The organism is Glaesserella sp. (assembly GCF_041814905.1).
Classification (GTDB): domain Bacteria; phylum Pseudomonadota; class Gammaproteobacteria; order Enterobacterales; family Pasteurellaceae; genus Glaesserella.
Genome location: NZ_JBGXYA010000014.1, coordinates 1 through 15085, shown reverse-complemented (window position 1 = coordinate 15085; position 15085 = coordinate 1). Strand labels below are relative to the sequence as shown.

11 protein-coding genes and 2 pseudogenes are annotated in these 15085 nt (G+C 40.7%); 5 read left to right on the top strand and 8 right to left on the bottom strand.

The genetic code is table 11. The features are described from left to right. Positions 1-242 precede the first annotated feature (242 nt). The 4 genes and pseudogenes from ACEYJ7_RS02130 to purR form a co-directional block, all read right to left on the bottom strand. The gene (locus tag ACEYJ7_RS02130) at positions 243-971 is read right to left on the bottom strand and encodes a tetratricopeptide repeat protein (protein ID WP_373777375.1); all 729 of its coding nucleotides are present in this window, start codon (positions 969-971) and stop codon (positions 243-245) included. Positions 972-1685: 714 nt separating this feature from the next. Then, positions 1686-2284: pseudogene (locus ACEYJ7_RS02125) on the bottom strand (IS1595 family transposase). Between the two features lie 38 nt (positions 2285-2322). Next, the gene (locus tag ACEYJ7_RS02120; RefSeq protein WP_373777374.1) at positions 2323-2928 is read right to left on the bottom strand and encodes a DedA family protein; all 606 of its coding nucleotides are present in this window, start codon (positions 2926-2928) and stop codon (positions 2323-2325) included. 19 nt (positions 2929-2947) lie between these two features. Further along, positions 2948-3958, bottom strand: a complete 1011-nt coding sequence (gene purR / locus ACEYJ7_RS02115; protein ID WP_373777373.1) for an HTH-type transcriptional repressor PurR — start codon at positions 3956-3958, stop codon at positions 2948-2950. A gap of 285 nt (positions 3959-4243) precedes the next feature. Between purR and mnmC the strand changes: the two genes are divergently transcribed. Further along, positions 4244-6247, top strand: a complete 2004-nt coding sequence (gene mnmC / locus ACEYJ7_RS02110) for a bifunctional tRNA (5-methylaminomethyl-2-thiouridine)(34)-methyltransferase MnmD/FAD-dependent 5-carboxymethylaminomethyl-2-thiouridine(34) oxidoreductase MnmC (protein ID WP_373777372.1) — start codon at positions 4244-4246, stop codon at positions 6245-6247. A gap of 112 nt (positions 6248-6359) precedes the next feature. Here the strand turns inward: mnmC and ACEYJ7_RS02105 are convergent, their stop codons facing one another. Further along, positions 6360-8012 (bottom strand): putative transporter, encoded by a 1653-nt coding sequence (locus tag ACEYJ7_RS02105; protein ID WP_373777371.1) that lies wholly within the window; start codon positions 8010-8012, stop codon positions 6360-6362. Between the two features lie 189 nt (positions 8013-8201). Beyond that, entirely contained in the window at positions 8202-8798 is a 597-nt protein-coding gene (locus ACEYJ7_RS02100; RefSeq protein ID WP_373777370.1) for a UbiX family flavin prenyltransferase, read from the bottom strand. A 91-nt stretch (positions 8799-8889) separates the two neighbouring features. Here ACEYJ7_RS02100 and ttcA point away from each other — a divergent pair, with 91 nt between their 5' ends. The 3 genes from ttcA (at position 8890) to xthA (ending at position 12118) form a co-directional block, all read left to right on the top strand. Continuing rightward, complete coding sequence (gene ttcA, locus ACEYJ7_RS02095; RefSeq protein ID WP_373777369.1) at positions 8890-9837, top strand: tRNA 2-thiocytidine(32) synthetase TtcA; 948 nt, start codon at positions 8890-8892, stop codon at positions 9835-9837. A gap of 25 nt (positions 9838-9862) precedes the next feature. Continuing rightward, positions 9863-11239 (top strand): Na+/H+ antiporter family protein, encoded by a 1377-nt coding sequence (locus ACEYJ7_RS02090; RefSeq protein ID WP_373777368.1) that lies wholly within the window; start codon positions 9863-9865, stop codon positions 11237-11239. 75 nt (positions 11240-11314) lie between these two features. Further along, a complete protein-coding gene (gene xthA, locus ACEYJ7_RS02085) occupies positions 11315-12118 on the top strand; it encodes an exodeoxyribonuclease III (protein WP_373777367.1) in 804 nt (267 codons plus the stop codon). A 54-nt stretch (positions 12119-12172) separates the two neighbouring features. Here the strand turns inward: xthA and ilvN are convergent, their stop codons facing one another. Then, positions 12173-12664, bottom strand: a complete 492-nt coding sequence (gene ilvN / locus ACEYJ7_RS02080) for an acetolactate synthase small subunit (RefSeq protein WP_373777366.1) — start codon at positions 12662-12664, stop codon at positions 12173-12175. Then, positions 12657-14381, bottom strand: coding sequence for an acetolactate synthase 3 large subunit (locus ACEYJ7_RS02075; protein ID WP_373777365.1), 1725 nt, complete (start codon positions 14379-14381; stop codon positions 12657-12659). Before ACEYJ7_RS02075 ends, ilvN begins: the two co-directional genes overlap by 8 nt. A 395-nt stretch (positions 14382-14776) precedes the next feature. Between ACEYJ7_RS02075 and ACEYJ7_RS02070 the strand changes: the two are divergent. After that, positions 14777-15085: pseudogene (locus tag ACEYJ7_RS02070) on the top strand (NADP-dependent malic enzyme); the annotation flags it as partial.

The following is a 15085-nucleotide window of genomic DNA, read 5'->3' as shown; positions in this document are numbered from 1 at the left end:
CACAGAATGGGGAATGTGATGAAGTTTTGCCACCTCGCGGATACCAACATCCTGCTCGATGACCAATTTGATAATGTCTAAACGAAATTGATAAGGATGGGACATAATCTGCACCTCAAATTAGGTGTCCAAGTTTTGGGGTGCAGATCAAAGTGCGGTCGGATTTTGGTGAGTTTTGCCATTTGCAAAATTTTTATCAAATCCCACCGCTTGTTAACGGAAAAATATGTTTTAAAACATGACTACTTGGTACAAGCTTTTTGGTAACCGTTAGCACAGGCTCTCCGGAACCATTGTTCGCTTTGCTGAACGTCTTTTTCTACGCCCCGCCCATTTTTGTACATAATACCTAAATTATATTGCGAATCGACATAATTTTGTTGAGCGGCTTTTTCAAACCATTGAAAGGCTTGCTGATAATCCTTATTTATGCCTCGTCCGGCGTAATACATCACACCTATATTATGTTGTGCCATAGCATAACCTTGTTGAGCGGCTTTTTGATACCATTGAAAGGCTTGCTGATAATCTTGGGTTACGCCTTGTCCATCAGCATACATCGCCCCGATATTATATTGCGCAGCGGCATAACCTTGTTCGGCGGCTTTTTTAATCCATTGGAAGGCTTGTTGATCATCTCGGGGAACACCTTGTCCGCTGGCATACAATACCCCCAAATTTGACTGTGCATTTGCATAACCTTGTTCGGCGGCTTTTTGATACCATTGAAAGGCTTGTTGATAATCTTGTTTAACACTCAGTCCATTATCATACATAACCCCTAAATTGTATTGTGCTTGTGCCATCCCTTGTTGTGCCAACTCTTGCCAAATCGGAAAAGCTTGGGCGTAATCTCCGTTTGCATGCAAATAAGCGGCTCGTTCAAATTTTTCATCCGCCGTTTCCGCATATCCATTTCCGATTATGCAAAAAGAGAACAGGATGAGAAATAACGTTTTGTGTAATCTCATAAAAACTCCGAGTAAATAATAAAAATAAGTCTATCATTATAAACAAGAAAATAAACATAATCGATTGTTTTACTTGGAGTTGGTGGATAAAAGGAGTATTTATCAGAAATGTAATATTACTACCGCAATCGTTTTAAAGGTGGCAGCATTTGCCTTTGTCCAATTGCATCCGATCTTTGGCGGAGAACCCGATTCTATAAGTTTGAAAAAATACAACGCTCTCCGCACTTTAATAGCAAAACATTTGAGAATTTAGAACCAACAGAAGTCGGCATTCGTGATGGCGATGATGCAGAAAGACCGAGCATCTTGGAATGGTTGAGCTCGGTAACCAATCTGCCTCCGGGCAAATAGCCTGTCGAGTCGTTACCGAGTGAAAAACTTGACGTGGCATATTATAGGAAAAGGAATTATATTTGATTAGTGGGGTAATTTAGCTTTGGGCAATGAACTAAATTCATTAGTTGGAAGCGATATGGTCATTCAACCTTACGCTAAAAAATATACACAAGAAACCTTAGAGGTGTTTCAATTGTCTATTTAAGAAAGCTGTTATCCCGATTATTTACACTGTCAAATTTTGGCTTGGAGCAGTACGGATAAACTTACATCAAGGATATTTTCATTAGCTTCACAAAAAATCTTAGGGTTTGTCCTAGATAACTAGACTAAATTCCCTTTAATGAATTGTTTTAAAAATGAAATTTGAGCTTTTTAATTACTGCAATTAAAACGCCATTCGCATTTCTTCAAATACAGCTCAAAATGAGCTTTAGGAATGCCGTTAAACTTACGTAAATAGCGTTTCACTGGTTCCAAAAATTCTCGATTCCGTTTATATGATTTTGCTTTTTTGCGAAGTGGGTACCATGATTGATGCGAAAATGGTTAAACTCACTCACATCAAGCACATCATAGCTTCGGTAGAAATCGGTGTAAACAATGCTGTCGGGCTTTACCTACTCTCGAATAATCGGCAACAACGTTCGCTGATTGCGTATTCGGCACCGCAACGGTATAAACTTGGCCATTGCGCTTTAGAAGCCCGAATACGGCAGTTTTGCCCACAGCCCCACGACCTCGTTTACCTTTGCGGATACCACCAAAATAGCTTTCATCGGTTTCAATTTCACCTTCAAACATCTCGATATGTGGGCTGTTTTGATAGATAAGTAATCGTAGACGATGGAAATAATAGTCTGTGGTTGTTTTGTTTACATTTACCAACTCAGCCGCTGTTCGAGCAGTGACACCAGCCACAAACAGCTCAATGAGTTTATTTTTTTATGCTGACTTAGACGACTTTTTCGCATTTGGGTATCTTAACCTAAATAGCGTTTTTAGTCGTTATCTAGGACAGCCCTTTATTTTTACGGTTTTTTTTCCATTTCCAGAACAGAAATAGCGCGCCGATGATTAATAACACCCAAATTATCATCTGACCTTTATGAATCTGATGTTTTAACCAATCTAAATTTTTTGCACCAAAATCTCCTAAATAAACCCAAATAGGCACAGAAATAATTGCAGCAAAAAAATCTACCAATAAAAAGCGGGTAAAGCTCACTCTGCGGGTGATACCTGAAACTAAATATACCACTGCACGTAGTCCCGGTAAAAAACGAGCAACAAAAAGTAATTTCCAGCCTTGCTTTTCAAACCGATCTTGTACGATGACAAAACGCTCCGGTGTGGCAATTTTACGAATTAAAGGGAACGTCAGAATTTTGGTGCCATAAATCCGACCCAGCCAATACATTGTGCTATCCCCAACTAACACTCCTAACATACTGACGACTAACATCCAGTGTACATTGGTATAACCTAAACCTGAAATAACCCCTCCGGAAACAAGGGTAATATCTTCCGGAATAGGTACGCCGAATCCACAGGCAAGTAATACTAAAAAAACGGCCCAGTAGCCGTAACTACTAAAAAAATTAATCAGGAAATCCATTTATTCTCCTTTATCAAAATTAAGGGTTTAATTGGCGGACAGAACTGCGTTCAACTAATTCCGGGTAGAATTCTAATACTTTGGGTTCTGCTTTATTTTCACTATTTTGGATACGTTCTAATAACAAGTCTAACGCCATTTGCCCCAATCTTGTTTTTGATTGGTGGATAGTAGTTAGCGGCGGTGCATAAAAACGTGAGCTATGAATATTATCATAACCAATCACGGAAATATCGTGCGGAACGGATAATCCTTTCTCTGTAATCGCAGAAATTGCACCTAATGCCATGGCGTCGCAACCGCAAATGACTGCGGTCGGTAAATGATCTTGTTTAAGTAGATTGTTCATACTTTCATAGCCGCCTTCCGGTTGGAAATCATTTTCAAAAATCCATTCCTGACGGATTAATAAACCAGCTTCTGTCATCGCTTTTACAAAACCTTCGTAGCGAGCTTTGGCGGTAGTTTTATAAAGATCGCCGGCAATAATGGCAATTTCTCGATGACCTTTATCGATCAGATAACGGGTTGCCATATAGCCACCATCAAAACTGTGATCGATAATGCGGTCGCTTTTACCGTCATTCGGCCCCCAATCCATAACAACCATCGGAATATTCGTGCCGTTAAATAGCGATAAGGAATTTTCTGTATATTCGGAGCACATTACCAAAATACCGTCTACTCTTTTAGCAACCAACATATCCAGATGATTCTGAATTTTTTCTGCTTCATTTTGGGTATTGCATAGAAACAAGGAATAGCCTTGACGGTAACAATATTCTTCGACAGCTAACACAATTTCTGCAAAATAAGGCGCTTCGCTAGTAGTAATGATCATCCCGATAGATTTTGTCGTATTGACTTTTAAACTGCGAGCCACGGCGCTAGGGGAATAATTTAATGCGGAAACCGCATCCCAAACCGCTTTAGTCGTATCTTCCGCCACAAATCTAGTTTTATTAATCACGTGAGAGACGGTTGTCGTTGATACGCCAGCGAGTTTGGCAACATCTTTAATTGTAGCCATAAATACCTCACCATAAAAATTGGCACATTATAGCGAAATTTACCAAATAGCTTAAATAAAATAAGTGCTTGCATTGCATTTTTAATAAATAGTTTTAGAATGATTACGTTTTACATCAAATTTGAGGAATTTTTATGGGTACTTTCGGATATGCAATGATGACTGTAGTGGGTGCACTTGGAATGATTGCCATTTTTGCCTACAATATTTTTTAAAAAACACTAAAGATATGGCGAGTTAGGTAACCGGCTCGCCATTTTTATTGATTTACTTCTTCCTTTCATTATGTCCAAACTTACTTTTGCTTCGCTTTCGTTCAATATCCATAACACGCCGGTTTCTAATCAATTTGACGATATCTATTTTTCTACCCAGGACGGTTTGGCAGAAAGCTATTATGTTTTTCAAGAAGGTAATCAGCTTTGGCAAAAGTGGCAACAGCATTCGCGTGAATATTTTGTCATTGCTGAAACCGGTTTTGGTACCGGGTTAAATTTTTTAGCGGTGGCGGAAGCATTTGAACGTTTCAGAACAGAATTTCCCCATCGCCCTCTAAAACGGCTCTATTTTATCTCCTTTGAAAAGTTTCCGTTAAGTTCCGCACAATTAACCGATATTCACCGCAATTACCCGCAATTTGCAAAATTTTCGCGAAAACTGACCGCTTGTTGGCAGCCTAGACAAGTCGGTTGTCAGCGTTACCACTTTGATGTCATTTATCTTGATGTGTGGTTGGGTGACATGGCAGAAAATTTACCGCAATTAGGCGACTGCTACATTGATTCGGTAGATAGTTGGTTTTTAGACGGTTTTGCACCGGATAAAAATCCGGAAATGTGGAATGAACAGCTTTATAGACAAATGTTTCGTTTAACGCGATCCGGAGGATCTTTCGCGACGTTCACCGCGTCAAGTCAAGTTCGACGCGGATTACAAGCGGTCGGTTTTGATGTCAAAAAACGCAAAGGATTCGGTAAAAAGCGTGAAATGCTATGGGGGGAAAAACCTCTTGGTGTAGAGTCGGCTCCACTAAATTTCCCTTATTTTTATCAAAAAAATCAGGCAAAGTTAGACGATATTGCGATTATCGGTGGCGGTGTTGCGAGTTTATTTATTGCGTTATCGTTACTGGAGCGGGGAAAAAATGTGACCTTGTATTGCAAGGATGATGTACCGGCAAAGAATGCTTCCGGTAATTTACAAGGCGCGATCTATCCGCAATTAAGCGACGATGACGAGCGTAATGTTCGTTTTTATGTACACAGTTTTGATTATGCACTGCAGCGTTTGGCACAAATTAAATCGGTGGTTGATTTTGAGATGGATTTGAGCGGCGTTGCGCTTTATGCTTACAACGAAAAAACCGCCGTGAAGTTAAAAAAAATAGCAGAGCAGGGCTGGGATGAAGAGCTTTATAAGCTTTGTACCGCTAAACAGCTAACCGAGAAATTAGGATTAGACGTGCCAAACGGAGGCGCTTTTATTCCTCAAGGCGGTTGGTTATCGCCGCTTCAACTAGTGCAAAACGGCTTTGCTTATCTACAGCAACAGGGCTTGAAGGTCGTGCTGGATCATCAGGTTAGCGATCTGCAATTTGTGCAAGGAAAATGGCAGTGGCAGCATAAAGGTAATACTATTTCTCACCAAACCGTAGTTTTGGCAAGCGGGCATACAATCACTGATTTTTCTCAAACGGAAGGTGTTCCGCTTTATCCGGTGCGCGGGCAGGTGAGTCAGATTCCGACTAACGAAACACTTTCATCATTGAAATGTGTGATTTGTTACGACGGTTATTTAACGCCAATGTCTCCCACCTATAACTGCCACTGCATTGGGGCAAGTCACCTCCGCGACAATGCCGAAACGTCATTCAGCTTGGAAGAATATCAGCAAAATATTGCAAAATTACAGCAAAATCTGACCGCTTGTCATTGGACGGGAAACCTCGATATTTCTGAAAATCGCGCTAAAGTCGGTATCCGCGCAGCATTTCGTGATCGAGTACCGATGGTAGGGGCTGTGCCAGATTTTGGATTACAAAAAGAGCAGTATATCAATTTATATAATCAACTTCGTCGTCGTGAACCGATTCAACGGGCAGCGTGTTATCCGAATCTTTATTTAGTAGCAGGGTTAGCTTCAAGAGGCTTAACTACGGCGCCATTATTAGGCGAACTATTAGCCGCTCAACTGTGTGATGAACCGCTACCGTTAAGTGAAGATATTCTGCAAGCTTTAAGTACCAACCGTACTTGGATTAGACATCTGTTGCGCGGAAGGACCTTATAAATTTTATGGAATGCTAAAGGCAATATTGTGGCAATAAAAAAGAGTTAATACCTGATTGAGGTATTAACTCTTTTGGATGAGCGGGATTAATAACAATATCTCAAACAGCGGTTTAGCCGGCAACCCAGAGTAAAATGGCTAATAATTGTGGCAGAATAATCCGACAGAACATCACTAACGGATAAACCGTCGCATAAGAGAGTGCCGCCGCACCGTTACCTTCTTTAATACCGTTTGCGAAAGCCAAAGCCGGAGGATCCGTCATTGAACCGGAAAGTAAACCGCAAAGGGTTAAGTAGTTGATTTTACCGTAGATTCTAGCAACGACACCGGTGATAATTAATGGCACAAAGGTAATAATTGCACCGTAACAGATCCACAGTAAGCCATCATTACTGAGTAATATGTTCAGGAAATTACCGCCTGCTTTCCAACCTACAACGGCAAGGAACAGAACAATACCGATTTCACGCAATGCTAAGTTGGCACTTGGGGGCATAAACCAATAAAGCTTACCAAAGCTACCGATACGGGCCAAAACTAATGCGACGACAAGCGGACCACCGGCTAAACCGAGTTTTAATGCAACAGGGAAGCCGGGCAGATAAATTGGAATAGAACCTAATAGCACACCTAAGCCGATACCGATAAAAATCGGTAACATTTGTACTTGTTGTAGTTTTTGCTGGGCGTTACCGATAATCGCCATCACCGATTCAATATCTTCCTGACGACCGACAAGATTTAATACGTCACCGAATTGCAAGGTCATGGATCCATTGGGTACTAATTCTACCCCGGCACGGTTGAGTCGTGAGATCACAACATCATATTTACCTTTTAGCATAAGCTGGCGAATTTGTTTGCCGAACACTTTTTCATTAGTAACGACGGCTCGCTCATTTCGATACATTGTACCTTTGGTTGATACGGAGATGTGGACTTCTTCACCAATAATAAGTTGCATTTTATGTAGTGTTGCTTTTTCACCGACTAAATGCAAAACATCATTAAGTTGTATGACAGTATCCACTTTCGGGACGAACAACTCGTCACCACGTTTTAAGCGGGAATAAACCACATCATGTAATTCGAAATCAGGAAGTTGGCTTAGCTGTAATCCGTTAAGATTCGGATTGGTAATTCGTACATTTAAGGTACTTAATCCCTCTTTTTTGGTATTGGATGCTGCATCAAAATCGTCTGCTTCTTTATCTACATTTACATTAAATAAGATACGGATCAACCACATTGCAAGCAATATACCGATAATACCGAACGGATAGGCAATTGCATATCCCATCCCCATGATATCGGTATCACCGCCCAATTCAGCAAGTATTTGTTGACCTGCACCAAGAGACGGAGTATTGGTGACCGCACCGGAAAAAATACCGAGAATAACCGGAAGAGGGATATCAAAAATTTTATGAAGTAGGATAACCAATACGCCGCTTAGTCCTACGATTAATAACGCAAAGCCATTCAGTTTTAAGCCTGAATGGCGAAGTGATGCAAAAAAACCGGGACCGACTTGAATACCAATGGTATAGACAAACAGAATTAACCCGAATTCTTGAATGAAATGAAGCGTATGTTCATCAAGCAGTATATTGTATTGCGTCATAAAGTGGGAAACGATAATCCCACCGAAAAGTACGCCTCCAATACCTAGACTTACGCCCCTTACTTTAATATGCCCGATCCATAGCCCCACAACGGCGACAAGGGATAGCAGGCTAACTGTCAATGCAATTTCGCTCATATAGCCTCACAAAAAAATTAACTAGAGTAATTGTAGCAAAGCTTAATCTGAAAAAATGCGATCTAACTCAAAAAACGGAACAAAAACAAATGGTTAAACATCAAGCATTTTTGAGGGGAAAAGTCAATGATTTCACGTGGGAAATGACGGTTTTTTTGCATTTTTGAAATTTTATTTGGCAAATAGACGTTAGTCATTATGTGATGACGATAAATTCGGCTTTTTACCTTGCCAGCGAGGCATATCCATCTCGATTTCAAACATATTTAATGCACGAGCCACACTGTGAGTAATAATCTCATCGACAGTTTGCGGTTGATGATAAAGGGCAGGAACCGGCGGAAAAATAATGCCCCCCATTTCGGTGACTTTGCGCATATTGTCAATATGCGCTAAATTCAGTGGGGTTTCTCTCACCATGAGCACTAATTTTCGACGTTCTTTGAGTACAACATCCGCTGCTCGGGTCAGTAAATTATCACTGAATCCATGAGCAATGGAAGCAAGAGATCGCATTGAACAAGGTGCAACCAACATTCCTAACGTTTTAAAGGAACCGCTGGCAATCGTTGCGCCGAGATTATGAATAGCATGAACTTCATCCGCCAAGGCTAAAAGCTGCTCGCGACTATAATCTGTCTCACAGGCACGGGTGAGTTCGGCACCTTTAGAGATAACGACATGAGTTTCAACTTGTGCAATATTTTTGAGTAGTTCAAGGGCTTTATAGCCGTATTGAAAACCGCTTGCGCCACTAATTCCGATAATAATACGTTGTGTTGCCATAATTTTTACTTTAAAACTTGAAAAAAACAGGGAAGCGGGTAGTATGTGCCACTTTCCTATATTCTGAAAAAATAAATACATTTTTCGCATTATGAATCAAGATTCAGTTCAAAACACGCAAAAAGAAAAAAAAATTGCGTACAATTTCAATAAACTGCAAAAACGCCTACGCCGCAATGTCGGCAATGCCATCGCCGATTTTAATATGATTGAAGACGGTGATAAAGTGATGGTTTGTTTATCCGGCGGAAAAGACAGTTATACATTACTTGATATTCTTCTTAACCTTAAAATCAATGCGCCGATTCACTTTGATATCGTTGCAGTTAACCTCGACCAAAAACAGCCCGGATTTCCGGAGCATATCCTGCCTGAATATCTACAAAGTATCGGTGTAGATTATAAAATCGTCGAAGAAAATACTTACGGGATCGTTAAAGAAAAAATTCCGGAAGGTAAAACCACGTGTTCGCTTTGTTCTCGTTTACGCCGTGGTATTTTATATCGTACGGCAACAGAATTAGGAGCAACTAAAATCGCTCTTGGTCACCATCGAGACGATATGCTTGAAACACTCTTTTTAAATATGTTTTATGGTGGAAAACTGAAAAGTATGCCGCCTAAATTGATTAGCGACGATGGTAAACAGATTGTGATCCGTCCGCTTGCTTATTGTAAAGAAAAAGATATAGAAAAATATGCAATTGCAAAACAATTTCCGATTATTCCGTGTAATTTATGTGGTTCTCAACCGAATTTACAGCGTCAAGTCGTGAAAGACATGCTACAAACTTGGGACCGCCAGTATCCGGGAAGAATCGAGACAATGTTCAGTGCATTGCAAAATGTTGCACCGAGCCACCTATGTGACCCGAATTTGTTTGATTTTAAAAATATCAAACGTGGAGAATTCATTGACGGTGTAGAAGGGGATATCGCTTTTGATAAAGCGGAAATTCCGGCTGTACTGATTGTTCGGGATGAAGATGAAACAAACGATTACGCTGAAAATGGTGTAATCAGTTTTAAAGCGATTTAATTAAAGAAAATAGAGGTCAAACACAATGTTATTTACAAATGATGTCGTCATCTCAATTATCGTGTTACTTGCATTAAGTTTATTGCGAATTAACGTGGTCATTGCGTTGATTATCTCTGCATTAACCTGCGGTATTTTAGGTAATTCCGGCAATGGAATGGCACTAAATGAGGCGCTAAATGCAACAATTAAGAGCTTTACCGGCGGCTTAGGCGGAGGAGCGGAAACTGCGATGAACTATGCGGTACTCGGTGCATTTGCTGTCGCGCTATCTAAATCAGGTGTAACCGATTTACTTGCTTATAAAGTGATTCAAGCCTTCGGCAAACGTCCTTCAGATCGTTCGGTATTTTGGTTTAAATATTTGGTGTTATTTACCTTGGTTGCATTCTCTATGTCATCACAAAATATCATTCCGGTACATATCGCGTTTATCCCGATTGTCGTTCCTCCTCTATTAAGTGTAATGAACCAGTTAAAAATTGACCGCCGGGCAGTCGCTTGTGCGATTACTTTTGGTTTGACAGCCACCTACATGTTAATTCCCGCAGGATTCGGTCAGATCTTTATTGAAAATATTTTGGTTAAAAATATTAATCAAGCGGGTGAATCTCTTGGTTTGGTCACCAATACGTTAGAAGTGACTAAAGCTATGACCATTCCTGTGATAGGGATGATTTTAGGTCTATTTTTGGCATTATTCGTGACTTACCGTAAACCGCGTGAATATGTTGAAAACGTCAAAGAGCCGACTGTGGAGAATATTGCCGCTCGCGTGGCAAAGGTAAAACCGCTTCATATTTATGTGAGTATTGTTGCTATTGTAGCGACTTGTATCGTTCAGCTTTCAACTAAATCAACGGTTGTCGGTGGTCTTGTCGGTTTAATTATTTTTGCATTAGGCGGTGTCTTTAAACTGAAACAGAGTAATGATTTGTTCCAAGACGGTTTACGTTTAATGGCAATGATAGGTTTTGTGATGATTGCCGCTTCAGGTTATGCTAATGTGGTAAATTCAACCGGTGGAGTGGCGGCATTGGTGGATGGACTTAAAGACTCTATCGGTAGCAAAGAAATGGCAGCCTTTTTAATGTTGTTAGTCGGTTTATTGATTACGATGGGTATCGGGTCTTCATTCTCAACGGTACCGATTATTACTTCAATTTATGTCCCTTTGTGTATTTCTTTCGGTTTCTCACCGCTTGCAACGGTTTCGATTGTTGGTGTCGCGGCAGCATTAGGTGATGCGGGGTCCCCGGCTTCCGATTCTACTTTAGGGCCGACCTCCGGCTTGAATGCAGACGGTAAACACGATCATATCTGGGATTCTGTCGTACCGACTTTTATCCACTATAATATTCCGTTACTAGTGTTTGGTTGGGTTGCGGCGATGATACTTTAGTCAAAATGGTAAAATAATTGCTCAAACTGACCGCTTGTAATTGCAAGCGGTCAGTTTCTATTGAAGGATTGCAAAATGAAATTTATCTCTTTTAATATTAATGGGTTGCGAGCTCGTCCGCATCAACTTGAAGCGTTAATCGAAAAACATCAACCGGATGTGATCGGTCTACAGGAAATTAAAGTGGCGGATGAAGATTTTCCTTATGAGTTGGTGAATCATCTTGGTTATCACGTTTTCCATCACGGGCAAAAAGGACATTATGGTGTTGCGTTGTTAACTAAACAGAAGCCGCTAGCAGTACGAAAAGGCTTTCCGACCGATGTCGCAGACGCACAAAAGCGAATGATTATGGCTGATTTAGAAACACCATTCGGTGTGCTGACTGTCTTAAACGGCTATTTTCCGCAAGGTGAAAATCGTAGTCATGAAACAAAATTTCCGGCAAAGCAGAAATTTTATGCGGATCTGCAACATTACTTAACAACGGAATTAACATCAGCAAATCCGATAGTGATCATGGGGGATATGAATATCAGCCCGACAGATTTGGATATCGGTATTGGCGAGGTGAATAGAAAACGTTGGTTACGTGACGGCAAATGTTCATTCTTGCCGGAAGAAAGAGAATGGTTATATCGCTTATATGACTACGGGTTATCCGATACTTTCCGTCGTATGAATCCGGAGGTTTCTGATAAATTCTCATGGTTTGATTACCGATCAAAGGGTTTTGATGATAATCGCGGATTACGTATTGATTTAGTTCTGGCATCAAAAGTATTGGCGGAACGCTGTGTAGAGACCGGGATTGATCTTGAAATTCGAGCAATGGAAAAACCATCGGATCACGCCCCGGTTTGGGCCGTGTTTGAATAATCCATGCGACAAAATAATAACGGAAGCACTTGGCTTCCGTTATTTTATCCTATATTAAAGGCAATTTTTATCACCGCGAGAGAGGCTGATAAGTCCAGAACGGGCAATTTCAATAATGGATGTTTCGGCTGTTACCGCTTCAATAAAAGCGTTGAGCTTATCGCCGGTACCTGAGAGCTGAATCGTATATTGCTTCGGTGTAATATCTACGATCTGACCGCGGAAAATGTCCACCATTCGCTTTAATTCATCCCTTACGCTGCCAACGGCTTTGACTTTAAGTAATAGAATTTCACGCTCAATATGTTCGCAGTAACTTAGATTAATGACTTTGAAAACATCAATCAGTTTATGCAATTGTTTTTCGATTTGCTCTAATACCTGTTCATCACCCTGTGCCACAATGGTCATACGTGATAAGCTTGGATCATCAGTCGGTGCAACGGTTAAACTTTCAATATTAAAACCACGTTGGGAGAAAAGCCCGATAACGCGGGATAATGCACCCGATTCATTTTCTAATAAGACGGCTAATGTTCTACGCATCTGTTCTCTCCGTTTTGCTAAGCATCATATCTTTCATGGATTCACCGCGTATCTGCATCGGATAAACATGTTCGGTTTCATCCACACGCACATCGACGAATACTAATCTGTCTTTAATTGAGAATGCTTCTTTCAGTTTTTCTTCCAACTCTGACGGATGATTAATTTCAATACCGATATGCCCGTAAGCTTCGGCAAGTTTAACGAAATTCGGTAAAGAATCCATGTAAGAGTGGGAGTGGCGACCGGCGTAGATAATATCTTGCCACTGTTTCACCATACCTAAGAAACGGTTATTTAAGTTAATGATTACTACCGGAGTATCATACTGTTTAGCGGTTGAAAGCTCCTGAATATTCATCTGAATACTACCATCACCGGTTACACAAACAACGGTCGCTTCCGGGAAGGCAAACTTCACCCCGATTGCAGCAGGCAAACCGAATCCCATCGTGCCTAAGCCGCCCGAGTTAATCCAACGACGCGGTAAATCAAACGGATAGTGGAGTGCCGCAAACATTTGGTGTTGACCTACATCCGAAGCAACATAAGCATCGCCGTTGGTCAAACGATAAACGGCCTCAATCACTTCTTGAGGTTTTATGACATCTCCACCTTTCTGATAACTTAGACATTGACGTGCACGCCATTTATCAATTTGTTGCCACCAAGCGGTCAGATCCGACTGACTTTTTACAAGATTTTCATCTTCTAACAGTGATAAGAATTCATCGAGTACATTCTTTGCACTACCCACGATCGGAATATAAGCCGGTACTGTTTTTGAGATCGAAGACGGATCGATATCAACATGAATGACTTTAGCATGAGGGCAATATTTTGCCAAATTATTGGTCGTACGGTCATCAAAACGGACACCGATACCCAAAATCAAGTCACTTTCGTGCATGGCATTGTTGGCTTCATAGGTTCCGTGCATCCCTAACATACCTAGGAACTGTTTGTTTGTACTCGGGAAAGCACCTAAGCCCATCAATGAACTCGTTACAGGTAAATTCAGTTTCTGTGCAAATTCGGTGAGCTCTTTATTTGATTCTGAAATTACCGCACCGCCGCCAACATAAAGAATCGGTCTTTTGGCAACTAGCAATGCTTTAAGCGCTTTCTTAATCTGACCTTTATGTCCTTGAACATTTGGGTTATAAGAACGAAGAGCAATTTCGTCCGGATATTGATAGTTGAATTTATTTGCCGGGTTTACGACATCTTTCGGCACATCAATAACAACAGGTCCCGGACGACCGCTTAATGCAATATAAAATGCCTTCTTGATGATTTCCGGAATGTCTTCGGTGTTCTGCACCAAGAAACTGTGTTTTACAACCGGGCGGGAAATGCCGATCATATCGCACTCTTGGAAGGCATCGGAACCGATTAATGCAGATGGTACCTGACCGGAAAATACGACTAACGGAATAGAGTCTGCATAAGCGGTAGCAATACCAGTAATAGCATTGGTTGCTCCCGGACCTGAAGTCACCAATACGCAACCGACTTTACCGGTTGCTCGGGCGTAACCGTCGGCCATATGTACGGCACCTTGCTCATGGCGAACAAGAACGTGTTTGATGCCACCCAACGTGTGAATCGCATCATAAATATCGAGAACCGAACCGCCCGGGTAACCAAAAACGTATTCTACGCCTTCGTCACGCAAGGATTGTACGATCATTTCAGCCCCTGAAAGTTTTTTCATTGAATCCTCCAACTAATATTGAAACTTGAAGTTTGCTTCGCAAACGTTAACGGGGCGGATTTTGCAAAAAAAAAACAATATTGTCTATAGAATTAAAAAGAAAAAAGATTTAATTTTTCAGAGTAAAATTCTGAAATTTTTATATTTTTAGATTTAAAAATTGATAATTCATTTAATTTTTGCTCATTTGATAGTTTGTTCCAAATTTTATAAATTTAATAATATTTAATAAACTTTCTTGAAGTGTGATCAAGATCACATTTTAGTTTAGATTTTATCCGAGAATAATGAGTGTGCTTAACGAAATGTTAAAAATTAGAGTTTTATCACAAAATCTTTAGGCCATTTAAGATAAAATTGCTTCCGTTTTTAATTCATTAACTAAGGATACCTATATGGACGATAAATTACGCCAAGCCGCGCTTGATTTTCATGAATTTCCGATTCCCGGAAAAATTGAAGTTACCCCAACCAAATCCCTTGCCACACAACGTGATCTCGCATTAGCTTATTCCCCCGGTGTTGCCGAACCTTGCTTAGAAATTGAAAAAGATCCCCAAGCAGCGTATCGCTATACCTCAAAAGGAAACTTAGTCGCCGTTATCTCAAACGGTACGGCAGTATTGGGCTTAGGGAATATCGGCGCATTAGCCGGTAAACCGGTGATGGAAGGAAAAGGCGTGCTGTTTAAGAAATTCGCCGGT